Source organism: Micromonospora sp. DT63, assembly GCF_049841615.1.
In the GTDB taxonomy this organism is placed as follows: domain Bacteria; phylum Actinomycetota; class Actinomycetes; order Mycobacteriales; family Micromonosporaceae; genus Micromonospora.
This window is the reverse complement of record NZ_JBNCKQ010000001.1, coordinates 907,250-930,429: the sequence shown is the minus strand read 5'-3', so window position 1 is coordinate 930,429 and position 23,180 is coordinate 907,250. Positions and strand designations below refer to the sequence as shown.

Below are 23,180 nucleotides of genomic sequence, written 5' to 3'. Positions count from 1 at the left end.
GGGCCGGCGCACCGTGTGGGCATGGAGATCTATCACGAGACACACGGCAGTGACGAGGGCCGGCCGCTGGTGCTCATCCACGGCGCGCTCTCGGGTATCGGCACCTCGTTCGGCACGATCCTGCCGTTGCTGGCGAAGTCGCGGCGGGTGATCGCCGTGGAGTTGCAGGCGCACGGCCACACCCCGGACGTCGACCGTCCGCTGACGGTGGAGCACTTCGCCGCCGACGTGGTCGAGTTGCTGGACCGGCTGGGTGCCGAGCGGGCGGACGTGTTCGGCTGGAGCATGGGCGCTGCGGTGGCGCTGCGCCTGGGCACCGACCACGCCGAGCGGGTCGGGCGGCTGGTCCTCGCCTCGGTGAGCTTCGAGGACGACGGCCTGCACCCCGGGCTGCTCGACGGGATCCAGGATCTGCGGCCGGAGCACCTGCACGGCTCGGAGTTCCACGAGGAGTACCTGCGCACCGCGCCGGACCCGGCGGGCTGGGCCAACCTGGTCACCAAGATGAAGGTGCTGGACGCGAACCTGCCGCGCTGGACGCCCGAGCAGATCAAGGCCCTGGCCGCGCCCGCCATGATCGTGCTGGCCGACTCGGACATCGTCCAGCCCGAGCACGCGGTGCTGATGTTCCGGCTGCTCGGGGGCGGGGTGCCCGGCGACCTGACCGGTCTGCCGGCCTGCCGGCTGGCCATCCTGCCGGGCACCACCCACACCACGATCCCGCAGCGCGCCGAGTGGCTGGCGCCGATGATCGACGAGTTCCTGACCGAGGCCAGCTCGCAACGCTAGAGCGCGCTCACTTCCGCACCCCGCCCCACAAGGTCGATCATGGACTTGTGGTGGCCATTCTGGCGGCAAATGTCTGTCTCGTGCACCACCACAACTCCATGATCGACGGGTCGGGGAGGGCTATCGCTCTTCGGGGGAGCGTCGGAGTCGCAGCCAGCTGCGGCGGGGGGTATCTGGGGATGGAGAGTGGAGGACGGCGGACGTTCGGGTCGCGCCCCTTTGCTCTGCTTCAACCCACGCAACAGTTTGGGTCTCCCGGTGTTGCGCGGGTTGAAGCAGAGCAAAGGGCGCGATGGGCAGGTGCCATCCACTAGCTGCTGCCGTGACATCAGGGGCGAAAGCCGCGTGCCGGCCCGCCCAGAAGCGCAAGACCGTGGGAGTGGGCGGGTCAGGTCTGGTCGGGGGCAATGAGTCGATAGGCAGGCTGCTCGGCGGGCTGGCGCGATGATCGACGAGTTCCTGAGCGACGTGTGACACCAGCGCCGGAGTGGCTACTTCTCGAGAAGCAGCGCTTCGGCGCCCACCGGTCGGAAGCCGGCCGCCTGGAAGGCACGCACGCTGCGCGCGTTGCCGGCGGCCTGCTGCGCCCAGACCGGCTGGCCGTCGGGCACCAGGTGCCGGGCTGCCGTCGCCAGCGCCCGGCCCAGGCCCCGGTGGCGAACGTTCTCGTCGACCTCGATCGCTGCCTCCCAGCGACCCGCCACGCCACGGCCGAGGACTACCACGCCGCCCTCGGCCGCCCAGACGCGCACGTCGTCGCGACGCCTGCGCGCCCTGGCCTCGCGGGGGTGATCGGTGTCGGTCAGCTCGCGCAGCGCCAGCGGGGGCGCTCCGGCGAGCGGGGCGGCGACGGTCAGCAGGTCGATGGTGTCCGTCGACCGTCCGGTGCGGTCGAGCAGCGCAGCCAGGAAGCGCGGATTCATCGTGGCTGCCAGCGAGTCGCAGTCGAGGGCGGCCAGGGTGCGGCGGACCCAGTCGGGGTCCTCGTCGGTGAACACCACGGAGTGGGCGGTGAACGCGATGACTCCGGCGTCCCGGGGGCTGTGCTGCGGCACGATGGTGGTCCCGCCGTCCGGGGGCGGGAAGTGCCCGCGTGCTGCCGCGTCCAGGACGTCGGCCAACGTGCTGCCCACGATCGTCGCCTCCTCGGGTTGAGAGCCACCGTCCATTCTCGCCGGCCCGGCCCGAAGTTCGCCGCCCTGTGGTCATGGCGTGGGGCCGCCGGACCGGGTAGAAACACCAGAGAGCGCTCTCACGGCCCCAGCTGCGCCGGGAGTACCACCCGGTCGCGGAGAGGACGAACTACATGACAACCCCGTCCCGACGTACCCTCCTGCTCGCCCTTCTGGTCACCACCGCCCTCGCGGCGAGCGGCACCCCTGCCACCGCCGGCCGCCCGACGCACGGCGCACCCGACTTCGGACCGAACGTGACGATCTTCGACCCGACCATGCCGGTCGGCGAGATCCAGCAGACCCTCGACGCCGCGCACGCCCGCCAGGTCGACAACGAGATGGGCACCGAGCGGCACGCCTACCTGTTCAAGCCGGGCGCGTACGGCACTGCCGAACAGCCGTTGCAGGCCAAGGTCGGCTACTACACCGAGGTCGCCGGCCTGGGCGCGTCGCCCACCGACGTCGCCGTCAACGGCAAGATCGAGGTCTACAACCGCTGCCTGGCCGACGGCGGCACCGGCAACTGCCTCGCGCTTGTCAACTTCTGGCGCACCCTGTCCAACCTCTCGCTCACCGTCAACGCCGCCAGCCAGGACGGCTGCCGGTCGACGGCGAACTTCTGGGCGGTGTCCCAGGCGGTCTCGATGCGCCGGCTGAACATCACCGGTGGCGGGCTGTCCCTGATGGACTACTGCACGGCCGGCCCGCAGTTCGCCAGCGGCGGCTTCATCGCCGACTCACGGCTGCCGGCCACCACCAACGGCTCCCAGCAGCAGTGGCTCACCCGCAACAGCGAGGTCGCCGGGTGGTCCAACGCGGTGTGGAACCAGGTCTTCGCGGGCGTCGAGGGCGCACCTGACGACGCCACGTTCCCGGACCCGCCGTACACCACCCTCGACACCACGCCGGTGAGCCGGGAGAAGCCGTACCTGTTCGTCGACGGCAAGGGCCGCTACAACGTGCGGGTGCCGTCGGCGCAGCGCGACAGCCGGGGCGTCTCGTGGGCCGACGGCCTGACCCCCGGGCGGACTCTTCCGATCGACGACTTCTTCATCGCCAAGCCGTCCGACCCGGTGCAGGTGATCAACAGTCAACTCGCGCGCGGCAAGCACCTGCTGCTCACCCCCGGCGTGTACGACATCGCCCGCAGCATCGAGATCCGCCGGGCCAACACGGTGGTGCTCGGCATCGGCCACGCCACCCTCACCGCGGTGAACGGCGCCGTCCCGCTCGACGTCGCAGGAGTGCCCGGTGTGATCGTCGCCGGCGTCACGATCGACGCCGGCACCGTCGAGTCGCCGGTCCTGCTGCGGGTGGGCCGTCAGCACGGCCGCGACGCCAGCAGCCCGGCCAACCCGACCACGCTGTCCGACGTGTACTTCCGCGTCGGCGGCCCGCACATCGGCCGGACCAACACGGCGCTGGAGGTCAACAGCGACAACGTGCTCATCGACCACACCTGGGTGTGGCGTGGCGACCACGGCGTCGAGGGCTTCACCGAGGGCGTCAACGGCGACACCGACCGCTGGCGCACCAACACCGGCCGCTACGGCGCTGTCATCAACGGCGACCACGTGACGGCCACCGGCCTGTTCGTCGAGCACTTCCAGCGCTACAACACCGTCTGGAACGGCGAGCACGGCACCACGATCCTCTACCAGAACGAGCTGCCGTACGACCCGCCGACGCAGGCTGACTGGATGAACGGCCCGGTCGAGGGCTACGCCGGCTACAAGGTCGGGGACCGGGTGCGCCACCACGACCTCTACGGCGGCGGGGTGTACGTCTTCAACCAGAACAACCCGTCGATCCACACCGAGAACGGGTTCGAGGTGCCGAACCGGCCAGGTGTGCGGCTGCACCACATCATGACCGTCAACCTCAGCGCGGGCACCATCGACCACGTGGTCAACGGTGTCGGCGACGCGGCCGACACGACGAAGGTCGGCGTGCCGGTCTACATCGCGCAGTACCCGGCGTCGTAACGCTTCCGGGCGTACCACCGAAAGGGCCGGCGCCGGTGTGCGGCGCCGGCCCTCCGCGTGTGCCCGACCGTGACGCTCGGTTCCTTCCGATCCCCTGACTTACATTTTCATCGATCAGTCGCACTCTTGCGGGACGGCATCCACTGCTGCCACGATGGCCGTCAATGCCTTCCGTCCCGAAGGAGTGGTCCCCATGGCGGTCTCCCGCCGCAGGTTCGTCACGTCCGTGTTGGCGGGCTCCGCCCTCGCTGCCGCCTCCACCACCGAGCTGCTCACCACCCTCGCCAGCCCCGCGTCCGCCGCCAGCCCGGTCGGGGACGTGGTGGGCAAGGTGACGGTCGGCTACCAGGGCTGGTTCAGCGCTCCCGGCGACTCCGCGCCCATCGGCGGCTGGTGGCACTGGAGCCGCGACCGCTTCCAGCCGCCGTCGCCGTCCAACACCACGATCGTGTCGTGGCCGGACATGCGCGAGTACACGCGCAGCTATCCCACCGCGTACCCCAACCTCGGCAACGGATCGCCGGCCACCCTCTTCTCCTCCTACGACCAGCAGACCGTGGACACCCACTTCCGCTGGATGCAGGAGTACGGCTGTGACACCGCAGCGCTGCAACGGTTCAACCCGACCGGCGACGAGGGGCCGACCCGCGACGCCATGACGCTCAAGGTCCGTGCGGCGGCCGAGCGCTACAGCCGCAAGTTCTACATCATGTACGACGTCACCGACTGGCTCACCATGCAGTCGGACATCAAGACCGACTGGCTGAACAAGATGTCGACGCACACCGCGTCCAGCGCGTACGCCCGCCAGAACGGCAAGCCTGTCGTCTGCATCTGGGGCTTCGGCTTCAGCGAGCCCAGCCGGCCCTTCACCCCCGGGCCGTGCCTGGAGGTCATCAACTGGTTCAAGGCGCAGGGCTGCTACGTCATCGGTGGTGTGCCCACCTGGTGGCGGCAGGGCATCGAGGACTCCCGCGCCGGCTTCCTCGACGTCTACCACGCGTTCCACGCCATCTCGCCGTGGATGGTCTACCGGGCCCGGACGGTGGAGGAGCTCGACTCGTACTACAACAACGTCAACGTCGGCGACATGGCCGACTGCGCGGCACGCGGCATCGACTACCTGCCCTGCGTGATGCCCGGTGACCTGGCCGGGGGGCACCGCAAGCACGGCGACTTCTACTGGCGGCACATCTACAACATGGTCCGACTCGGCTCGCAGGGCCTGTACGTGTCCATGTTCGACGAGTACAACGAGGGCAACCAGATTGCCAAGACGTCCGAGACGCAGGCCACCACCCCGGCCGGCGCAAACATCCGGGCCCTGGACGAGGACGGCGTGGCCTGCTCGTCGGACTACTACCTGCGCATCACCGGCGACGGCGGCCGGATGCTCAAGGGCCAGATCGCCCTCACCGCCGTACGTCCGACCCCGCCGACGGTCGGCACCCCGCCGCCGGCCAGCGGGAACCTCGCCGCCGGCCGGTCCACCTCGGCGAGCAGCCAGAACGGCTCGTTCGCGGCGTCGAACGCGGTGGACTCCGACGCCAACAGCTACTGGGAGAGCGGCGGTGGCTCGTTCCCGCACTGGTGGCAGGTCGACCTCGGCGCCAGCCAGCAGGTCAACAAGCTCGTGGTGCGGCTGCCCGCCAGCTGGGGCGCGCGGACCCAGACCATCACCGTGCAGGGCAGCGTCGACGGCAGTTCCTTCTCGACAATCGCCGGGGCCTCCGCGTTCGCCTTCGACCCGGCGACGGGCAACACCGTCACGCGCACGCTGACGACCACCACGGCCCGCTACGTCCGGCTGAGCATCGCCGGCAACACCGGCTGGGCGGCGGGCCAGCTCTCCCAGGTCGAGGTGTACGCCGCCAGCGGCACCACCGACAACCCGCCGAGCACGCCGAGCGGCCTCACGGTGACCGGCAAGACAGCGAGCAGCGTGTCCCTGGCCTGGACGGCATCCACCGACGACAAGGGCGTGACCGGCTACCAGGTACGCCAGGGCGGCACGGTGGTCAGCACGGTCACGGGCACCACGGCGACCGTGAGCGGGCTCGCCGCGTCCACCGCGTACACCTTCACGGTCGTGGCACGCGACGCCGGCGGCAACACCTCGGCGGCGTCGAACGCGGTCACCGTCACCACCGACGCCCCGGCCAACTCCGACCTCGCCCGCGGCCGATCCACGAGCGAGAGCAGCCACGTCCAGAGCTACGGCTCGGGCAACGTGGTCGACGGCGACGCGAACAGCTACTGGGAGAGCGCCAACAACGCCTTCCCCCAGTGGGTGCAGGTCGACCTGGGCGCGACACGCACTGTCGGGCGGGTGGTGCTCAAGCTGCCGCCGTCATCGGCCTGGGGTGCTCGGACGCAGACCGTCGCCGTGTCGGGCAGCACCGACGGGGGCAGCTTCGGGACGCTGGTCGGGGCCGCGGGGCGGACGTTCGACCCGTCGACGGGCAACCAGGTGGCGCTGACCTTCAGCGCCGCGCAGACCCGCTACGTGCGGATCACGGTGACCGGTAACACCGGCTGGCCGGCCGGGCAACTGGCGGCACTGGAGGTGTACGCCAGCTGACCGGACGTGGGGCGGCCGCCGGACGCCGACCGGCGGCCGCTCCTTCCGTCAGCGCCGGACACCCACAGGGCTGTCCGAGAACCCCGGCCAGGTCAGGCCAAGCCGCTACGCGGCCGCCTCCGGCGAGCCTTGCCCCGACGGAGAACCTCGGGCAGGGGCGAGCCTGCCCGACCGAGGAAACCCCCCAGCGCAGGGGAGCGTGAGCAGCCAACAACCAGGCACAATCCGACCGTGCCGATCACGATCAACAACTACCGAGAACTGTTCGCCAACATCCGCAAGCGCCCCAGAATGTGGCTCATCCGAGAAGATTTCGCCACCGTCGTGGCCTTCATCGAAGGGTGCAACCAGGCATACGCAGGGAACTTGCTGACCGGATTCCAACCATGGCTAGTGACGCAAGCCGGCTGCCTCGACAACCACGTCTGGTGGAGCATCGTCGCTCACCTAACCGAACCCACCGGTCCCAAGAACTTTCGCGACATGGACCACGACCTCGACGCCCGCACCGTCGAGACCCTGTTCGACCTACTCGACGAGTTCCTGGAACTACGCGATGAGCACGACGGCCTGAACCGTATTTTCGCCGCTCACGAGCAGTGGCGCCGCCTCCGCGAACAGAACGGATGCAACGCCACCGACGCACCTACCTGCCCCACCGTCTCATGGCCCAGAGCCGCAAGCCGGATCAAGCCAAATAACCCCAGCCTTGACATCGACCATTGAGACTCGTCCGATAGGGCGCTCCACCTTGCCCCGTCCGGGGAGGCTGGACGGTCTGGCGACTGCCCGACGAGGAGATCCGCCACCACTGGCACACTCCCCACATGACTTACGACCTGGCGGTGTGGGAGGGCGAGCAGCCCGCAGACGATGTCGAGGGCGGGCGCATCTTCAGCCAGATCTACGACGACTACATCGACGCGGACCACGATAGGCCGCCGACTCCTCGCATCCGGGCCTACGTCGACGCGCTGCTCGACCGGTGGATCGACATGACCGAGGACGAAGAGGATGTGAGCCCTTGGTCGGACGGCCCAATGATCAATAACGCTTCGGGACCGATCATCTACTTCGGCATGCGCTACAGCATGTGTGAGGAGGTGTCTGCCGAGGCAGCGAGGATGGCCGCGGACCGAGGTCTGATCTGTTTCGACGTCCAGTGGGACCGTCTCCGACCGGGCCAGTAACGAGTCTCCCTAGCGGGCACCACGGGCACGAACTGTCAACGCGTCAGGTTCCCTCGGGGGGCGATTCCGGCATTTGGGCCGGTTGAGCACGCTCTTCCAGACTGACGGTGCGGTGAGGGTGGCCGTTACTAGAGAGTGTGCAGGTCATCGATGGTCAGCTTGATCGCGCCGGCCTCTTCCCAGACCGTCACCTGCAAGGTCATGTCGCTTCGCCCTTCCTCCTGAGACCACAGGTCGACATCGACTTTCCAAACGTCGTGGCCAGCAAGGAAGTAGGCGTCGACGTGGTGCCACGCCTCGGGCGGCATTGGGATGAACGTTGCGGGGTACTCGCGGGCCCAGACGCCCAGGTCGTGGCCCGACCGCGAGTAGTCCCGCGCTAGGCCGTCGAAATCGCCAGCGGCAATCCGTTCGACCACCTGCTCGATGATGGGCCTGAACCGGGCTGGAAGATCCGCAGCAGTCACCGGTCGAGTATGAGAAGCGGGGACGACGGCTGTACAGCCATCCGTACAGCCAAGCCGGCCGACAGACCGGAGCGAGAAGCGGCAGCGGCCGACAGACCGACCAGGTCAGCCGCAGCAGCGGACGCCCGTCGATAGACCGCATGATCTTTAAAATGTGGGGGTCCGGTGGAAGGCTCCTAGCGTGACCAGCAGCTACATCGAAGGCACGGGGCTTGACTTAGACGAGGTCAACCGCTTGTTCCAACGGATCCTGGTTGCGGACCGCGCCTACGAGGCGGCGGCCGACCTCTGGGAGGAGGTGGGGCCTCCGGAACTCGACGACGCGCTGAGGATGAGTCTGTACCTCCAGTGGGCGGCGTTCACTGACTGGGTGGAACTCAAGCCAGAGGAAGAGGAGAAGGCGAGCCTAGAGATGGTTCGTGCGGCTCAAGAGTGGCTGGCTCTGGACCTCGCGGACGACGCGGCGTTGGACCGGTACTTCGATCACTGGCTTTACGCGGTTCTTGGGTACGCTCGCAGGTCGGCATGACATCGGCTGCGCATCGCCTCGGCCCCGACGTGCCAGTCCGCATCTGGTCCACAAGAGGTCGACGGACGGCGAGGGAGCGGTGAGAGGTGTCGAGAGGCGTTTCCGCTGTTAGGAGCTGACTTTGGCACGTCGCAGGATCACCCATCTTGGTCTCGTAATGCGTAGGCCACCGCACCTTCTTATCAGGGCGTTTCTAGGGCGTCAGGGGCGCCGGCCAGGGTTCTAGACTTCCCGCGTGAGTCCGTCCTTCGGGTTAGCCGAGACAACTTCGCAGCGTCTCCTGCAAGATGCCCTACCCCGTCGCTGGCTTCATGTGAAAGCAGTGGCGGCGAAGGCGGAAGGGCTTGCGCGCCTGGTCGGAGATGATGCGGAGTTGCTAACGGCGGCTGCTTGGCTGCACGACATCGGGTATGCCCCCGACGTCGCCGACACGGGCTTCCACGCGCTTGACGGTGCGCGATGGCTTCGGAGTCATGGCTTCGGAGACCGTGTCGCTGCTTTGGTTGCCCACCACTCCTGCGCTGTCTATGAGGCAGACGAGCGCGGTCTGGGACAGGCTCTAGCCAATGAGTTCCCGCGCGAGGAGACGGCGACCTCGGATGCTCTCTGGTACGCGGACATGACGACTGGCCCGGACGGGCAGGATCTCACCGTCGATGAGAGGCTGGCGGAGATTCGGCAGCGCTACGGGCCGGACGACGTCGTGACGCGGTTTTGGCAGAGAGCTGAGCCAATGCTCCAAGACGCCGTACGCAGGACCGAACGTCGCCTGTCAGCTCAGCCGATGTAGGGGACCGGGCGCCGCTGCAATCCGTGGTCGACCCTGAGCCGCATCGAAGGGTGCATCGGGAGTCGGTCCAGATGGTCACGGGCCACCCACACCACGGACGAGGACTCATTGCTGGTCGTCGGATCACCGGAAAGGTACTGGGCGCGGAAGCAGATCGAGAACTGCTGCCGTACCTCGCCGTCGCTGTACTCCACCACGTGCCGAGGGTCGGAGTAGATCCCGACGATCTCGGTCACCTCGACCTCGATGCCGGTCTCCTCACGCGTCTCCCGCACGGCTGTCTCGGCGATGTATTCGCCGAAGTCCTGAGCGCCGCCCGGCAGCGCCCAGAGGCCGTTGTCGGTCCGCTGGATGAGCAGCACCCGGCCCTGGCCGTCCTGGACGAAGACCGTCACTGCGACGACGATCCTGTTCGGCCTGGGAGCTTTCGGGTTGTCGAAGTGCTCGATCCGCGCCATGGCTCCAGCCTGTCAGTGTTCAGGCCACACAGCCCGCTTCTGCCCGAGCACGCGGTTGAAGCTGGCGACGTAGCTGTCGAAGAGGTCCCCGCCGCCGAGACGTCGCAGGTGGAGCACCGGTGAGTACGCGGCCGGTGTGCCGTAGAGATGAGTGTTGACCAGCATCTCGTCGTCGAAGCGGTAGATGGAGTTGTAGAGGATGGTGTCGTGGAAGTAGATCCCGACGTTGTCCAGATCCCGAAGCTCCTTGTAGAAGGCCAACGCGTTAAGAATCTTGTTGGACATGGCGGGGCCGATACCCTCGGCGTCTCCACGCTCGGCGATGTGCACGCCCTCCGGGTCGCCGAATAGCAACTCCACCTGCGCTCCGGCCAAAGCCTTCTCGCGCAGGGTCGCGATCCAGCGGTGGTTGAACTCGGGCAGAAACAGCCCTCCGTAGACCAGGACACCAACCTGCCGGGTGGCCTGCTCCAGAAGCCGCTGCCAGAGATCGGTCGGAACGGCTCCGCGACGCGGGTAGATGTGGACCAGTTCTGACTGGCTGATCTGCACGGCTCGCTGCGTCGGAAGCGCATCCGGCCAGAGATACGACTCGCTCTCCTCCAGTAGCTCAGCGATGGAGTGGCGATAGCGCGGGTACGGGATGCGAGCCTGGGTGACCCACCGCTCGACAGTCTTCGGGTCGACACCGACTCTCTCTGCAAGTGCCGATGCCGTCAGGCCCTTCTTGAGCATCCCGTTGCGAAGGCGGTCGTTCGGCATCGCGTCTCCTGCTCACTGGGCTCGGGGACGGCATCGGGGACGACTCACCCTAGCAAGGACGTCCCCATTCGTCCGTAACTCACGGTGAAGTCGTCATCACGAGTTCGCAGAGCCTGAATTCACAACACGTGCCATCCAGGTAGGACGCGACGAGCCAACGTGATCGCCGCGCCGATGGCCTTATGGAGGTGGCTATGCGCGGCGACGAGACGGCGAGCAAGGGTGAACAGGTTGAGGCGAGCGAGCGGGAGGCTGCCAAGCAGCGCCTCCTGGATCAGGCCGAGGCGGAGCGTGTACCTGTGGACGACACGACCCGTGCGGTCCCGGACCGGCGGTGGCAGCGTGAGCAGCGATGACCTCCCCATCGGTCGCCGGGTGGCCGGTTGGCGGGTGCGACGGTCGATGACGCAGCAGATGCTTGCCGATCGGTTGCGCAGGTCGAAGAGCTGGGTGGACAAGGTCGAGCGGGGCGTCCGGCCTCTGGATCGGTACTCGGTGATCCAGGAGGTGGCCGGCGTCCTGCGGGTCGATCCAGAGGTGCTGCTCGGTCAACCGCCCAGCGCCCCGGCGAGCACACCGGCCGGAGTGGACGACATCCGAGCCGCCCTCGCGCGCTACGACACCCCGCCGACCTCGCTACACATGCATGAGCTGAGGCGTCAGATCGGGCACGCCTGGTTGGCCTACCAGCACGCGAACTACCCGCAGTTGGTGCGGGCGGTGCCGAGCCTGCTCGACGCCGCCCAGGGCGCGGGGTCGCCGGAGGTGCTGACGCAGGCGTACCGCGTCACCGCTCTGCTGCTGGTCAAGCTCGACGAGGCCGACCTCGCCTGGCTGGCCGCCGACCGGGCCATGGGTGCTGCCCAAGACGCCCCAGTCCTCGCGGCGACAGTGGCTGTCGCAGTGGCTCAGGCGCTGCGCGCGTCGGGCCGGGACCGCCTGGCCCTGTCGGCGACCCTCACAGTGGTTAACCGAACTCTTCCACCGGCACTCCACTTGAGTGATCAAGAGGTTTGCGGGACTTTTGGAGATCACAGTCGACGCGAACCTCTTGATCACCGGGGTGGGGGAGAGTGCCGGGGAGACCGTCGAACGAGGGCGGTCGGTGGGACGCTGCTGGTCCAGGCCGCGCTCGCCGCCGCTGGCTGCGGCGAGCACCACCGCGCAACCGAGCTGATCGACCGGGCCGCGGGCGTCGCCGTCGACCTGCGGGGGTACGACGACTCGTGCGGCACCAGCTTCGGGCCGGTCGCCGTCGACATGGCTCGGGTGCTGGTGGCGGCGCAGCGGGGTGACGCCGACAGCGCACTGGCACGGCACACGACGATCGTTCGGCGGGAGGTGTGGCGGCGGTTGCCGGCCGAGTATCGGGGCGCCTACCTGCTCGACGCCGCGCGGATTTACCTGCACGCCGGTGATCTGCGCGGGGCGGCGCGAGCGCTCGTCGACGCGGACAGTGTCGCGCCGGCCGAGGTTCGGTGGCGCCCGTTGGCGCGTACTCCCATCGCCGATGTCGCCCGTGCCAAGCCGGCGTCGGCCGGCGTGGCGCGACTGGCGACGCTGGTCGGGCTTACCCGGTGACGGACGTGCGTCGGCTTCCATCCGCCACGCCGTCTCGACCTTCGCCAGGAGGCGGACTCCTGCGGGGTCGCCCTCAGTCCTGAGGGCTGAGGAAGTCGGTGATGAGAGTAGCGAGCTCCTGTGGGCGTTCGGCGACCATCGCGTGGCTGGCGCCGGCGAGGTGCCGCACCCGCAGAGACGGGTTGTCCACAGTGGCAAGCCGATCGGCGGTGACCTTGCGGTACGCCTCGTACAGGCTGTGGAACGGCTGTTGTTCGGGCAGGTCCTCGGTGGCGAGGACGAGCAGCAGCGGGCAGCGGGCGTCGCGGTAGGCGGGCATCAGGTCGAGGGAGTCCATGGCGTCCCGGAGCTGCCGGGTGAGGTCCGGGGCGGGCCGCAGCTGGCTGCGGCCGTCGTCGCCGGGCACGAGGTTGCGTTCGAAGGCTGCCACCCAGTCGTCGGGTGTGGCGCCGTAGCGCTGGGCCATGGCCCGTTGCCCCGCACGCATGGCGGCCACCTGTTCAGCGGTCAGCGGTTCGGCCAGCATCGCGGCCATCCCGTCGAAGACGGCCCGCAGCTTGGCCAGCTCGGTCTCGGCCTGCTCCGGATCCAGCCCGGCGAGCTGGTCCGGACGGTTGAGCGGCGGATTGCCGTCGAAGCTGACGACGCCGGGGCACTCCGGGTGACGCTGCGCCCAGAGGGTGGCGAGCATGCCGCCGAGGGAGACGCCGACCACCGCTGGGGAGGTGAGTCGGAGGTGGTCGGTGACGGCGGCCAGGTCGGCCAGTACGTCGTCCCAGCGCCACGGGCCGTCTCCAGACCGGCCGTGACCACGCAGATCGACGGTGACCACCCGGTAGGTCGGGCGCAGGTGCTCGGCGAGGGTGGCCATCTGGGCGAGGTTGCCGCCGGCGCCGTGAAGGAGCAGCAGCGGTTGTCCGGATCCACCGAAGTCGCGGATTGCGATGGGCACGGACCCGGAGTCGACAAAGGTGTCAGACACGTCGGGTTCCTTCCTTGAGCAGTCGGTCGCGTACGGAGGCGGAGCGCACGCCGCCTTCGGGGTGGCGGGCGAGCTTGTCGCGGGAGACCAGGTCGTGGACGCCCTGGCGGGTGATACCGAGCATGGCGCCGGCCACCGCGTACGACACGGATTCGGCGCTCGGGTGGCCGACCCGTCGCGCGACGGCTTGGCCGAAAGGACTGCGCCACCAATCGATGGGCGGGTCGAACGGTCCGTCCCCCGGGTAGAGGGTGGAAATCGCGCGCATGACCACGCCGACGGCGGCCCGGTCGTCGCCGCTGACGATCGTGGTGGCCCAGGATCGGGCCCGCTCCCGGATGACGGCGCGCAGCGGGTCGATGGCGTCGTGGCCGTCGACCAGGATTTCGAGGGGGTCGAGGAGGCGGATGTCGATCAACCGGATGAGATGCTCGGTCAGTTCCTCGTCGGTTGGGGCCATGCTGCCTCCTCCGCTACTTGACGCCCATCGTCAAGTACTTGACGTCGAGTGTCAAGCACAATGCCGTGAGCACGGTGGGCGGTGCGGTCGACCGGCGCCCCGTTCACCGACGACTGACACGGCATTTACATAAAGGCTGAATATAAAACTGCTATGCTTCGAGTGTGAGTCATCACGACACCACTGCTGAGGCGTCCGCCGCCATCGGGGCAGCCCTCTACGCCCTGGCCACCAGGGCCGCGAGACGCCTGCCCCGGGACATGAGCCTGACGTCCGCCGCCACCCTGGCCACCCTGGACCGGACCGGCCCGCGGCGCATCACCGATCTGGCTGCGGTCGAGGGCGTCACCCAGCCCGCGATGACCACCCTGGTCCGGGTGATGGAGGAGTCCGGCCTTGTCGAGCGGCGCAGCGACCCGTCCGACAAGCGGGTCACGCTGGTGTGCCTGACCGAGGCCGGCGCCTCGTATGTCCGGACGCGCCGCCAGGCGGGCGTCCACGCGTTCGAGCGGTTGATCGGCGAGCTGACCGGCGACGAGGTCGAGGCGCTGGTGGCGGCCCTTCCGGCGCTGAAGCATCTGGCAGAGCTCGAAAGCCAGGACCGTGAAGGGTCGAGGCGGTGACCGGGCAGCCGGTCGGCGGGGGCGCGGTGCAGGCGTTCCCGGTGGCGCGGTCCGAAACGCCGCTCCTGGTCCCCGCCCTGGTGTTCATCGCTCTGGTCGTGGCGGCGGTCGCCAGCCTCGGGACGCCGCTCATCACCAGCGTGGCGACCTCGTTCCACGTCTCGCTCGGCAGTGCGCAGTGGACGCTGACCATCGCGCTGCTCAGCGGCGCCGTCGCCACACCGGTCCTGGGCCGGCTCGGAGCCGGCCCGCACCGACGGGCCACCATCCTCGCCACGCTGGCTGTCGTCGTCGCGGGCAGCGCGCTCACCGTGCTGCCGTTGCCGTTCGCGTGGCTGCTGGTCGGCAGGGCGGCCCAGGGCGTCGGGCTCGGGCTGACGGCGCTGATGATGGGCGTGGCCCGGGACCACCTCCCCGAGGAGCGCGGCGCGGCCGTGATCGCCCTGATCTCGGTGGTCTCGATCATCGGGGCCGGCGTCGGCTACCCGCTGGCCGCACTGCTCGCCGAGTTCGGCGGGGTACGGGCCGCCTACGGCCTCGGCCTGGTCGTCACCGCCGCCGCCCTCCTGACCGCGTGGCGCTCCATGCCCGAAGCTCCCGAAGGCCGCTCCGCCCACGTCGATGTGGCAGGCGCTGCCGTCCTGGCCGCTGCGTTGCTCCTGGTGCTGTTCCTCGCCGGCGAACGCAATCTGTGGAGCCGGCACCTCGCCGTGGCGGCGGGCCTCGCCGTCGTCGCGGTGGTGCTGCTCTGCCTCTGGGCCGTCATCGAGCTGCGCAGCACGACGCCTCTGGTCGATGTGCGGGCGGTGCGGCACCCGGCGGTCGCCGGGGCGAACCTCGCCATGTTCGTCGGCGGGATCGGCATGTACCTCCTGCTCACGCTCATCACCCGGTACGCGCAGACGCCACACGGCGCCGGCTACGGCTTCGGGCTGACGACCTTCGTCGCCGGGCTGGTCCTCATTCCGTTCTCGGTGCTGGGGTTCGTCGCCGGCAAGCTCACGCCACGGGTCCGGACGCGGATCGCCGACCCCCTGCTCCTGGCCGGCAGCGCCGTCGTGGTCGGCGGCGGGTTCGCCCTGTTCGCGGCGGCCCGGTCGGACCTGATCGAACTGTTCGTGGCGATGGGCGTGCTCGGCTTCGGCGTCGGCGGCTTCTCAGCCGCGATGCCCGGCGTCATCCTGGCCGTCACCCCCAAGAGCGAGACGTCGAGCGCCATGAGCTTCAACTACGTCGTCCGCAGCGTCGGGTACTCCCTGGGCAGCGCCATCGGCGGCCTGATCCTCGCCGCGGGCACCGGCCCCGGCCACCGCTTCCCCGACGACAGCGCCTACACCACAGCGGCGCTGGTCGGCATCGGCGCCATGGCGATCACGACGCTGACGAGCCTCGCTCTCGCCCGCCGACCGTCCGAGACCAACCCGTAAGCCAGACGCACTCATCCCCACACTGGAGGTTCCATGCCCAAGGGCTACTGGGTCAGCGCCTACCGCACCATCTCAGACCCGGAGAAGCTGGCTGCCTACAACGCGCTGGCCGCTCCGGCCGTCGCGGCCGGGGGCGGTCGGGTCCTCGTCCGTGGCGGTCGGGTCGTGGCGCATGACGCCGGAATCGCCGAGCGCACCATCGTGATCGAGTTCGACAGCTTCGCGCAGGCCGTCGCGGCGCACGAGAGTGCGGCCTACCAGGAGGCGCTTGTCGCCCTCTCCGACGCCGTCGAGCGCGACTTCCGCATCGTCGAGGGCATCGACTGACCGACCGTGATGTCGGCGCGGGCGCCATCCTGCCTGGTCCGAATCGGTTGTTCACTCGGTAGCCGCTGGTTACGGTGCCTCGCGTGCCTGGCGCGGATTGGCGGTGAGGCGAGTGGCGACGAACAAGCCGCCGTTCAGGATGAAGGCGATGCTCAGGCTGGAACGCGGCACCGCGACCGCCGCCGACACTTTGCGCCGCTACGCTCCGCTCGCCGACGAGCTCGGCGCTGACGGGATCGACATCGACGTCGACCGCGCGGACCTGCTGCTGTCGGGCTACCGGGTCGCCAGGAACGAGGAACGCGCCATGCACGCCCTGGCGCAGCCGCTGCTGCACCGCTTCGGCTGGCGCGATCAGGATTTCCGCTACTCGCGCAACGTCCGCTACGCCGAGACTCTGGTACCCCCGTCCGGGCCGCCCGCCACCCGCCTGGTGATCGATCGGGCCGACCAGGAGCTGGGCTGGGAGGGCGCGACCCACGGCTCCGGCCTCACCCCCGACCGCACCCTGGACATCGGGCCGATCGAGGCCGAGGTTGTCGCCCGGCTCTTCGTCACCGTTCCGGCGGACACGATCGCCGGGAGCGTGCAGGCGCTGGGGCCGTGGTTGGCCCGCGTCGAGCCGGCCGCCGTCAGCGTGGACCCGGGCGGTGCGGCCCTGCTCTACCTCGCCCGCGCCGACCTGCGCACCGAGGCGGAGAGGCTGGGCATGGGCCCGGTCGAGACCGGCCGCATCGAGGCGGACGCCGAGCACGTCATCGAGACCGCGACGGCCACCGACGGCACGACCCTCTGGCTGCGCCGGGGCACCGACCCGGTCTCCCGGCACTGGCCCGGCATCATCGAAACCCGAGAGCTGGTCATCCGCGACTCCTACCCGGACTAGTCAGCTCAGTACCCGCGGAACCACCCGATCGCCGGCGCGCTGGCATGGTCCGGCCGCAGCTCCCAAGGATGATCGCGGTGCCAGGCAGCAGCCGCGTCGGCATCAACCGGACCATGGGCACAAGCGGGCGTGTGTACGCACCCAGGCCCACCCACCACTGCCACAAAATCGCGGTGCTCCGCCCACTCCGCTCGTGCCTGCTCCTCGGAGATCGCATGGAGCACGTAGCAGCGCCGTTCCTGATCAACGGGACAGTCGCGCTCGTCCGCAACGGCGATGAACCAGTACTCCCGGCCGTCGAGCAGCGCGAGACCATCCAACGGTCCGTCGTAATAGTCGGCGAACCACAGCATCTGCACGCCGGTCATCTCCGTCAGACCGTCCAGCACGGATGGCTCATGCACCGATGCACCGTATACACCTGGCGACGGCCCGACCAGACCTACCACTGAACAGACACCTGATCAGCACCACCAGCAGCTTCGCTTTGACGCCAGCGGACCCACGCTCAGTAGGATGCGCAAGATGCCTCGGCCGGTGATCTTCGACCTCTTCCATACCCTGGTTCATGGTGCCGATGACGAGCGTGACCGGGTGGTCGGCGAGATGGCGCTCGTGGTCGGGGTGGCTCCGGCCGCGCTGGTTGCCGCGTACCACGCCAGCTGGCGTGACCGGCTGGTCCGGTGGGACGTCGAGGAGACCGTCCGCATTCTCGCCGGACGCCTTGGCGGCACGCCAACCGACGAACAGGTGACACGGGCCGGTGACCGTCGGCGAGCTCTCGCGCGACGGGTGCTGGGGACTGTCTCGACCGCCACCCTGGACGTGCTTGCCGCGCTGCGCGAGGACGGGCACCCGCTCGCCCTCATCAGCAACGCCACCTCGGAGACCGCCGAGGCATGGCCGCTGAGCCCGCTAGCCCGTTGCTTCGACGTCGCGGTCTTCTCCTGTGAAGTCGGGCTCGCCAAGCCCAATCCGGCGATCTACCGCATTGCCGCCGAGCGGTTGGGCGTCGCTCCGGCAGACTGCGTCTTCGTCGGTGACGGCGCAGACGGCGAGCTGGCCGGCGCGGCAGCGGTCGGTATGACCGTGCTTCGTACCACCGAGCACAACGACACCGACCCGAGCTGGAGCGGACGTGCGTTCGCCACCCTCGGCGACCTGCCTGCCATGCTGAGCGAGTCGACCGGCCCCGGGTTGCGCTTCGACGTCTGACGGTCGGTCTGCTGTTCCAGTTGCCGACGAGCCTCCCGCCACAGACGCTCGAAATCCTCCGAGGGCAGGCTTTCCACAGCAGGCTCCACCACCAGGCCCGGTCCAGGGAACGGGGACTCCGGCACACAGAGAGGGCCTGCTCTAGCGGTCAGTCTCCGTCTCGCAGGGGCATCAGCACATCGCCCGAGGGCTGGCGGATGGTGCTACGGGTCAGCCGGCTAGCGCGGCGCCGATCGCCCGCACCTGCGCCGGGGCGACGGACGCCCAGTAGTCGCCGTCGTGGCAGCCCACCCCGATGGTCACCACCTCCGGGTCGGGCAGCCGGTCCCGCAGTGTCTCGACCGCGCCCGCGAACGGGTCGGCCGCGCCGATCGCGATCCGCACCGGCAGGCCGGCGAACTGCGCGGCGCGGGCCGTCACGTCGTACCGGGCCCACTCGTCGGGACCGTCGAACGCGCCGGCGTTGACCCGCTCCGCGTCGGCGTACGAGCGAAAGATCGCCGGTGAGGTGGCCACCACCGCCCGGAACCGGTCCGGATGGGTCAGCGCGGCGAGCAACGCGCCGTATCCGCCCATCGACCAGCCGGCCACCGCGACCCGGTCGGTACGCAGGCCGCGCCCGGCCAGCAGCGGCAGGAACTCGTCGACGAGCATGCCGAGCGGGTCGTCGGTGGCGTGCGGATGCCAGTAGCCGTCCCCGCCGTCCGGTGCGGCCAGCGCGAACGGGGGCACCCCTGCCGCGAGCGCGCCGGCCAGGAACTCGGGATACCGGGCGGCGGTGACGGCGGAGCGGGCGTCGGCCGCGTACCCGTGCAGGGCCAGGCAGACGGGTAGCCGGGCGCCCGGGGCGTACCCGGGTGGGTAGGAGATGGCGAAGGCCACCTCCCGGCGGCGTGCCGCCGAGCGGAAGCTGCCGGTGACCGGCGGTTGGGGTGTGCCCTGCGGCGCGGTCGGCGGTGCGGCGTCGCAGCGACCCAGCGCGTGGTCGAGCACCGACCGGCCGGGCAGCACCTCGGCGTCGACCAGGGCGATGCCGGCCGCGCCGAGCGCGGTGACGCCGCCGCCGGCGGCCACCAACTGGAGGATTCGGCGTCGACTGATCGGCATCCGGTCACCGTAGTCGCTGCGCTCAGCTCAGAGGGGTGTTGAACTTGAGGTTCGGTGGCGGCTGTTGGCGCGTACCCTCATCGCCGATGTCGCCCGCGCGCAGCCGGCGCCGGCCGGCGTGGCGCGGCTGGCGTCGGTGGTCGGCCTCACCCGCTGACGGACTCGCGTCGGCGCAGGTCCTCGGCGGGGTTGATGGTGCGGACGGGGTCTGGGACCGGGCCGCGTCGCCGCCACTCACGCGGGTAACCCAGCGAGACCTCCTCGAACCGGACGCCGTCGTAGAACGTGGTGCGGGGGATGTGCAGGTGCCCGTAGACCATCGTGGACGCGCCGAAGCGTAGGTGCCAGTCGCGGGTGCGGACGGTGCCGCACCACTGGGCGAACTCGGGGAACCACAGGACGTCGGTGGGTTCGCGCACCAGCGGGTAGTGGTTGACCAGCACGGTCGGCAGCGCCGGGTCGCGCTCGGCCAGCCGGCGTTCGGTCTCGGTGATGCGGGCGTCGCACCACGCCTCCCGGCTCGGGTACGGGTCGGGGTGCAGCAGCGCCTCGTCCGTGCAGACCACCCCGGCCGCGTACGCCAGGTCCAGCGACTCCTGTTTCGTGCTGGCCTGGGGCACCCGGAACGTGTAGTCGTAGAGCACGAAGAGCGGGGCGATCGTGGCCGGGCCGCCCTCGCCGTCCCAGACGGGGTACGGGTCCTGCGGGGTGACGACTCCCAGGCGCCGGCACAGCTCGACCAGCTCGTGGTAGCGGGTCTCGCCGCGCAGGTGCTCCGGGTCGCCGGGCGGCGTCCACAGCTCATGGTTGCCCGGCGCCCAGACCACCCGGGCGAAGCGGCTGCTCAGCAGGCCGAGAGCCCACTCGATGTCGGCGAACCGCTCGGCCACGTCACCGGCGACGAGCAGCCAGTCGCCGGGGTGGTCCGGCCGGAGCTCCTGGACGAACGCGCGGTTCTCCGCGTAGCTGATGTGCAGGTCGCTGACGGCTCGCAGCCGGGGCGAAGGGCTCACCGTTCGAGGCTAGGCCGCCGCGGCCGGATCGGGGCACTCCGATCGGGTCGCGTCGCCGGCCGACCGCTCAGCAGAACCAGCCGTCCTGCACCCAGCCGCGTCGGTTGATGTACCCGTAGGCGAAGCCGTAGACGTAGCCGCCGCTGCGGGGACCTTCGACCAGGAACGTCTGACCCGCGTAGAGGGTGCCCATCCATGCGCCGTTGGGCTGCGTGCGGACGAACAGGTCACTCGCGCACACCGTCTCCCGCTGACCGATGGTGCCGTTGGCGGCCTGCGCCGGCGCCGGCGCGGCGAGGGTCGCGGCGACGATCCCGGCCAGCACGCCGGCCGTCACCCGGGCCCTCACCATGAGTCGTACCCGCCGATGCACTCGGAGCGCAGGTAACCCCAGTCGTTCGGGCTGAAGTCGAAGGTGGCCGCCCACCCGTTGTAGACCGGGTGCGCGCCCGGGGTGTGGCCGATCTTGTTGCCGTAGACGAGCGTGCGCTTCAGGCCGGTGGGGCCGCCGGCGGAGTCGTAGTTGGCGTAGAAGCTGGCGCTCTGGCAGATGACTATGGCGTGCCGTGGCACCACCGGGTCGGCCTGCGCCGGCGTGCCGCCCAGGGCGGCCACGGCCGCTCCGACGGCCAGCGCCGCGGGGACTTTTCGAAGCATGCCCACCTCCCGTACGCCGAAACTTTCCTACCGGCGACCCTACCGACGAGGTTGATAAATGTCGATGCCGGGACCGGTCGTCCGGAGCGGGCCGGCGGGCCTGGGCGACGGCGCTCGGCCGCATATCCGGCGACCCGACGGGAAAGCGCGGGGCGTCCGACAGCCCATACCGGAGCAGGAGAAAAACATGCCTTTCATTACCGTGGGGACGGAAAACTCCGCACCCATCGACCTGTACTACGAGGACCACGGATCCGGTAAGCCCGTGGTGCTCATCCACGGCTTCCCGTTCAACGGGGCAACGTGGGAGAAGGAAACCAGCGTGCTGCAGAACGCCGGATACCGGACGATCACCTACGATCGACGCGGTAACGGCAACTCGGCGCAGCCGGCCTTCGGGTACGACTACAACACGTTCGCCGCGGACCTCGACGTGCTGATGACCGAGCTGGACCTCAACGACGCCACCCTGATCGGTCACTCGATGGGCACCGGCGAAGTCGTCCGCTACCTGGCCAACTACGGCTCCCAGCGGGTCAGCCGAGCCGTGCTGCTCAGCCCGCTGCAACCGATGTTGGCCAAGGCCGACGACAACCCCGAGGGCGTCGACCGCAAGCTCTTCAAGGGCTTCCAGGACGCCATCATCAAGGACCGCTTCGCCTATCTGACGTCGTTCTGCGACGCGTTCTTCAACCCGGACCAGAACATGGGCAAGCGGGTCAGCGAAGAGGCGTACCGGGCGCACTGGCAGATCGGCGCCATGGCCTCCGGCAAGGCCACCCACGACAGTGTGGACGCCTGGCAGGAGGACTTCCGGCAGGACCTGCCGAAGATCAATATTCCGGTGTTGATCGTGCAGGGTGACCAGGACCGGGTGCTGCCCTACCCGGTGACCGGCCAGCGGCTCGGCCCGATGATGCCGACCGGCACGCTCATCACGCTCAAGGGGGCGCCGCACGGCATCCCGTGGACGCACGCCGACGAGGTCAACAAGGCGATCATGGACTTCATGAAGCAGCCGGCCAAGGCTCGCGCCTGAGGGGTACCGGTAGCCGATCGGACGCCAGCGTCACGATGACGCTGCGGCACCCGACCCTCTCCGGGTCGGGTGCCGTCGGCGTTCAGGGCCGGCGGGCCACGACAGCGCCGTTGGCGCCGGGGGCGTCGAACGGCACGGTACGGACGTCGACGAACCCGGCGTCGGTGAGCCACGCGCCGTACTCGGCCGCCGAGTAGTTCCGGCCGCCCTCGGTCTCGACAAGCATGTTCATGCCCATCAGAGCGGCCTCCGGTGGCCCGGTGCGCTCATCGTTGAGCAGCAGCTCGCAGACGACGATGGCACCACCGGGCGGCAGCGCCGCGTGACAGCGGGCCAGCAGCGCGCGGTTAGTCGGCTCGTCCCAGTCGTGCAGGATCATGCTGAGCAGGATGACGTCGTGCCCGTCCGGCAACGCCGGATCGGCGAGGAAGTCGCCGGGCACCGCGTCGATGCGATCGGTCAGACCGGCCTCCGCGATCCGCTCCCGCGCCCGTACGCAGACGTGCGGCAGGTCCAGGACTGTCGCCCGCAGCTCGGGCAGCCGGCGGCAGAACTCGATCGGGAACGCGCCGGCCCCGCCGCCCACGTCGAGCAGCCGGCGGTGCCCGGAGAAGTCGTACGCCTCGGCCAGCGCGCTCGCCGTGAAACTCGACGTCGAATACATGGCATCCCAGAACTGCGCCAGCATCAACGGATCCTCGGTGTCGAACATGGACTGCTGGGACTCCGGGTCCCAGGTCAACGGCCGATCGGTGCGCAGCGCCTCGCCGATGCGGTGCCACGGCAGGTAGGTGCGCAGGTCGGAGTAGCGGATCTGGGCGCCGAAGTAGTAGGGCCGACCCTCGACCAGGAACTGCTCGGCCAACTCGGAGTTGCGGTAGCCGTCGCCGGCCTTCTCCAACAGGCCGAGCGAGGCGCACGCGGCGAGCAGCAGGTCCGCCGGCCGGTCCGGCAGCCCGAACTCGGCCGAAGCCTGCTCGACTGTCATCGTCCGTCCACCGGCGAGCCGGGTGAACAGACCGAGGTCGACGCCGGCCGCGAGGGTCTTGAACCCCCACACGCCGGCCACCAGCTGCATGAGGGGAGTCGGGGTGACCATGGCGACATGAGATCACACATCACACGTTTCCACGATGG

Annotated in this window: 27 protein-coding genes; 15 read left to right on the top strand and 12 right to left on the bottom strand. The window is 69.5% G+C overall.

Annotated elements, in window-relative coordinates:
- The first annotated feature begins 21 nt into the window (after positions 1-21).
- Positions 22-789: an alpha/beta fold hydrolase gene (locus tag ACLQ27_RS04400; protein ID WP_357492290.1), complete on the top strand. Its 768-nt coding sequence runs from the start codon at positions 22-24 to the stop codon at positions 787-789.
- A gap of 491 nt (positions 790-1,280) precedes the next feature.
- On the opposite strand, the gene ACLQ27_RS04395 is transcribed toward ACLQ27_RS04400, so the two are convergent.
- Positions 1,281-1,922, bottom strand: a complete 642-nt coding sequence (locus ACLQ27_RS04395) for a GNAT family N-acetyltransferase (protein WP_357574023.1) — start codon at positions 1,920-1,922, stop codon at positions 1,281-1,283.
- A 173-nt stretch (positions 1,923-2,095) separates the two neighbouring features.
- On the opposite strand from ACLQ27_RS04395, the gene ACLQ27_RS04390 reads away from it, so the two are divergent.
- From ACLQ27_RS04390 to ACLQ27_RS04375, 4 genes are all read left to right on the top strand, one after another.
- A complete protein-coding gene (locus tag ACLQ27_RS04390) occupies positions 2,096-3,949 on the top strand; it encodes an adenylyl cyclase (RefSeq protein ID WP_425865678.1) in 1,854 nt (617 codons plus the stop codon).
- A 193-nt stretch (positions 3,950-4,142) separates the two neighbouring features.
- On the top strand, positions 4,143-6,530 hold the full coding sequence (locus tag ACLQ27_RS04385; protein ID WP_425865676.1) for a discoidin domain-containing protein: 2,388 nt from the start codon (positions 4,143-4,145) through the stop codon (positions 6,528-6,530).
- Between the two features lie 231 nt (positions 6,531-6,761).
- On the top strand, positions 6,762-7,256 hold the full coding sequence (locus ACLQ27_RS04380) for a hypothetical protein (protein ID WP_357574020.1): 495 nt from the start codon (positions 6,762-6,764) through the stop codon (positions 7,254-7,256).
- A gap of 101 nt (positions 7,257-7,357) precedes the next feature.
- Positions 7,358-7,720 (top strand): hypothetical protein, encoded by a 363-nt coding sequence (locus ACLQ27_RS04375; protein ID WP_357574019.1) that lies wholly within the window; start codon positions 7,358-7,360, stop codon positions 7,718-7,720.
- A 128-nt stretch (positions 7,721-7,848) separates the two neighbouring features.
- On the opposite strand, the gene ACLQ27_RS04370 is transcribed toward ACLQ27_RS04375, so the two are convergent.
- Positions 7,849-8,187 carry a DUF7668 domain-containing protein gene (locus tag ACLQ27_RS04370; RefSeq protein WP_357574018.1) on the bottom strand — a complete coding sequence of 113 codons (339 nt, stop codon included), beginning with the start codon at positions 8,185-8,187 and terminating at the stop codon, positions 7,849-7,851.
- A 181-nt stretch (positions 8,188-8,368) separates the two neighbouring features.
- Here ACLQ27_RS04370 and ACLQ27_RS04365 point away from each other — a divergent pair, with 181 nt between their 5' ends.
- Together ACLQ27_RS04365 and ACLQ27_RS04360 are read left to right on the top strand one after the other, a co-directional pair.
- The gene (locus ACLQ27_RS04365) at positions 8,369-8,716 is read left to right on the top strand and encodes a hypothetical protein (RefSeq protein ID WP_357574017.1); all 348 of its coding nucleotides are present in this window, start codon (positions 8,369-8,371) and stop codon (positions 8,714-8,716) included.
- A 235-nt stretch (positions 8,717-8,951) separates the two neighbouring features.
- Positions 8,952-9,506 (top strand): HDIG domain-containing metalloprotein, encoded by a 555-nt coding sequence (locus tag ACLQ27_RS04360; protein ID WP_425865673.1) that lies wholly within the window; start codon positions 8,952-8,954, stop codon positions 9,504-9,506.
- Here the strand turns inward: ACLQ27_RS04360 and ACLQ27_RS04355 are convergent.
- Positions 9,494-9,964, bottom strand: a complete 471-nt coding sequence (locus ACLQ27_RS04355; RefSeq protein ID WP_357574015.1) for an NUDIX hydrolase — start codon at positions 9,962-9,964, stop codon at positions 9,494-9,496. The two genes, ACLQ27_RS04360 and ACLQ27_RS04355, sit on opposite strands and share 13 nt — an antisense overlap.
- Positions 9,965-9,976: 12 nt before the next feature.
- Entirely contained in the window at positions 9,977-10,726 is a 750-nt protein-coding gene (locus tag ACLQ27_RS04350) for a helix-turn-helix domain-containing protein (RefSeq protein WP_425865671.1), read from the bottom strand.
- A gap of 194 nt (positions 10,727-10,920) precedes the next feature.
- Here ACLQ27_RS04350 and ACLQ27_RS04345 point away from each other — a divergent pair, with 194 nt between their 5' ends.
- A complete protein-coding gene (locus tag ACLQ27_RS04345) occupies positions 10,921-11,082 on the top strand; it encodes a hypothetical protein (RefSeq protein ID WP_357574013.1) in 162 nt (53 codons plus the stop codon).
- Positions 11,069-12,307 carry a helix-turn-helix domain-containing protein gene (locus ACLQ27_RS04340; protein WP_425865669.1) on the top strand — a complete coding sequence of 413 codons (1,239 nt, stop codon included), beginning with the start codon at positions 11,069-11,071 and terminating at the stop codon, positions 12,305-12,307. The genes ACLQ27_RS04345 and ACLQ27_RS04340 overlap by 14 nt, the downstream gene beginning before the upstream one ends.
- Before the next feature lie 73 nt (positions 12,308-12,380).
- On the opposite strand, the gene ACLQ27_RS04335 is transcribed toward ACLQ27_RS04340, so the two are convergent.
- Together ACLQ27_RS04335 and ACLQ27_RS04330 are read right to left on the bottom strand one after the other, a co-directional pair.
- Entirely contained in the window at positions 12,381-13,289 is a 909-nt protein-coding gene (locus ACLQ27_RS04335) for an alpha/beta fold hydrolase (RefSeq protein ID WP_425865667.1), read from the bottom strand.
- Positions 13,282-13,749, bottom strand: a complete 468-nt coding sequence (locus ACLQ27_RS04330) for a hypothetical protein (RefSeq protein ID WP_425865665.1) — start codon at positions 13,747-13,749, stop codon at positions 13,282-13,284. Before ACLQ27_RS04330 ends, ACLQ27_RS04335 begins: the two co-directional genes overlap by 8 nt.
- A 164-nt stretch (positions 13,750-13,913) precedes the next feature.
- Between ACLQ27_RS04330 and ACLQ27_RS04325 the strand changes: the two genes are divergently transcribed.
- The 4 genes from ACLQ27_RS04325 to ACLQ27_RS04310 all read left to right on the top strand — a co-directional run bounded on the left by ACLQ27_RS04325 (position 13,914) and on the right by ACLQ27_RS04310 (position 17,012).
- Positions 13,914-14,372, top strand: a complete 459-nt coding sequence (locus ACLQ27_RS04325) for a MarR family winged helix-turn-helix transcriptional regulator (protein WP_425865664.1) — start codon at positions 13,914-13,916, stop codon at positions 14,370-14,372.
- Positions 14,369-15,799 (top strand): MFS transporter, encoded by a 1,431-nt coding sequence (locus ACLQ27_RS04320; protein ID WP_425865663.1) that lies wholly within the window; start codon positions 14,369-14,371, stop codon positions 15,797-15,799. The genes ACLQ27_RS04325 and ACLQ27_RS04320 overlap by 4 nt, the downstream gene beginning before the upstream one ends.
- Positions 15,800-15,832: 33 nt before the next feature.
- The gene (locus ACLQ27_RS04315; RefSeq protein WP_234583779.1) at positions 15,833-16,126 is read left to right on the top strand and encodes a DUF1330 domain-containing protein; all 294 of its coding nucleotides are present in this window, start codon (positions 15,833-15,835) and stop codon (positions 16,124-16,126) included.
- Between the two features lie 112 nt (positions 16,127-16,238).
- Positions 16,239-17,012 carry a hypothetical protein gene (locus ACLQ27_RS04310; protein ID WP_425865662.1) on the top strand — a complete coding sequence of 258 codons (774 nt, stop codon included), beginning with the start codon at positions 16,239-16,241 and terminating at the stop codon, positions 17,010-17,012.
- Between the two features lie 5 nt (positions 17,013-17,017).
- On the opposite strand, the gene ACLQ27_RS04305 is transcribed toward ACLQ27_RS04310, so the two are convergent.
- Complete coding sequence (locus tag ACLQ27_RS04305; protein WP_425865661.1) at positions 17,018-17,416, bottom strand: hypothetical protein; 399 nt, start codon at positions 17,414-17,416, stop codon at positions 17,018-17,020.
- Between the two features lie 112 nt (positions 17,417-17,528).
- On the opposite strand from ACLQ27_RS04305, the gene ACLQ27_RS04300 reads away from it, so the two are divergent.
- On the top strand, positions 17,529-18,227 hold the full coding sequence (locus ACLQ27_RS04300) for an HAD family hydrolase (RefSeq protein WP_425865659.1): 699 nt from the start codon (positions 17,529-17,531) through the stop codon (positions 18,225-18,227).
- 210 nt (positions 18,228-18,437) lie between these two features.
- Here the strand turns inward: ACLQ27_RS04300 and ACLQ27_RS04295 are convergent, their stop codons facing one another.
- From ACLQ27_RS04295 to ACLQ27_RS04280, 4 genes are all read right to left on the bottom strand, one after another.
- On the bottom strand, positions 18,438-19,334 hold the full coding sequence (locus tag ACLQ27_RS04295; protein ID WP_425865658.1) for an alpha/beta hydrolase: 897 nt from the start codon (positions 19,332-19,334) through the stop codon (positions 18,438-18,440).
- 146 nt (positions 19,335-19,480) lie between these two features.
- Entirely contained in the window at positions 19,481-20,347 is an 867-nt protein-coding gene (locus tag ACLQ27_RS04290) for a metallophosphoesterase family protein (protein WP_425865657.1), read from the bottom strand.
- A gap of 67 nt (positions 20,348-20,414) precedes the next feature.
- Entirely contained in the window at positions 20,415-20,684 is a 270-nt protein-coding gene (locus tag ACLQ27_RS04285) for a hypothetical protein (RefSeq protein ID WP_357492248.1), read from the bottom strand.
- Between the two features lie 8 nt (positions 20,685-20,692).
- A complete protein-coding gene (locus tag ACLQ27_RS04280; RefSeq protein WP_357574003.1) occupies positions 20,693-21,004 on the bottom strand; it encodes a hypothetical protein in 312 nt (103 codons plus the stop codon).
- Between the two features lie 187 nt (positions 21,005-21,191).
- On the opposite strand from ACLQ27_RS04280, the gene ACLQ27_RS04275 reads away from it, so the two are divergent.
- On the top strand, positions 21,192-22,043 hold the full coding sequence (locus tag ACLQ27_RS04275; protein WP_357492244.1) for an alpha/beta fold hydrolase: 852 nt from the start codon (positions 21,192-21,194) through the stop codon (positions 22,041-22,043).
- Between the two features lie 82 nt (positions 22,044-22,125).
- On the opposite strand, the gene ACLQ27_RS04270 is transcribed toward ACLQ27_RS04275, so the two are convergent.
- The gene (locus tag ACLQ27_RS04270) at positions 22,126-23,142 is read right to left on the bottom strand and encodes a methyltransferase (RefSeq protein ID WP_357574002.1); all 1,017 of its coding nucleotides are present in this window, start codon (positions 23,140-23,142) and stop codon (positions 22,126-22,128) included.
- Between the last annotated feature and the right edge of the window lie 38 nt (positions 23,143-23,180).

Coding starts and splice junctions, on each gene's coding strand:
- ACLQ27_RS04400 (WP_357492290.1), top strand. CDS start 22: ATGGAGATCTATCACGAGACACACGGCAGTGACGAGGGCCGGCCGCTG.
- ACLQ27_RS04390 (WP_425865678.1), top strand. CDS start 2,096: ATGACAACCCCGTCCCGACGTACCCTCCTGCTCGCCCTTCTGGTCACC.
- ACLQ27_RS04385 (WP_425865676.1), top strand. CDS start 4,143: ATGGCGGTCTCCCGCCGCAGGTTCGTCACGTCCGTGTTGGCGGGCTCC.
- ACLQ27_RS04375 (WP_357574019.1), top strand. CDS start 7,358: ATGACTTACGACCTGGCGGTGTGGGAGGGCGAGCAGCCCGCAGACGAT.
- ACLQ27_RS04355 (WP_357574015.1), bottom strand. CDS start 9,964: ATGGCGCGGATCGAGCACTTCGACAACCCGAAAGCTCCCAGGCCGAAC.
- ACLQ27_RS04350 (WP_425865671.1), bottom strand. CDS start 10,726: ATGCCGAACGACCGCCTTCGCAACGGGATGCTCAAGAAGGGCCTGACG.
- ACLQ27_RS04345 (WP_357574013.1), top strand. CDS start 10,921: ATGCGCGGCGACGAGACGGCGAGCAAGGGTGAACAGGTTGAGGCGAGC.
- ACLQ27_RS04330 (WP_425865665.1), bottom strand. CDS start 13,749: ATGGCCCCAACCGACGAGGAACTGACCGAGCATCTCATCCGGTTGATC.
- ACLQ27_RS04315 (WP_234583779.1), top strand. CDS start 15,833: ATGCCCAAGGGCTACTGGGTCAGCGCCTACCGCACCATCTCAGACCCG.
- ACLQ27_RS04300 (WP_425865659.1), top strand. CDS start 17,529: ATGCGCAAGATGCCTCGGCCGGTGATCTTCGACCTCTTCCATACCCTG.
- ACLQ27_RS04295 (WP_425865658.1), bottom strand. CDS start 19,334: ATGCCGATCAGTCGACGCCGAATCCTCCAGTTGGTGGCCGCCGGCGGC.
- ACLQ27_RS04280 (WP_357574003.1), bottom strand. CDS start 21,004: ATGCTTCGAAAAGTCCCCGCGGCGCTGGCCGTCGGAGCGGCCGTGGCC.
- ACLQ27_RS04275 (WP_357492244.1), top strand. CDS start 21,192: ATGCCTTTCATTACCGTGGGGACGGAAAACTCCGCACCCATCGACCTG.
- ACLQ27_RS04270 (WP_357574002.1), bottom strand. CDS start 23,142: ATGGTCACCCCGACTCCCCTCATGCAGCTGGTGGCCGGCGTGTGGGGG.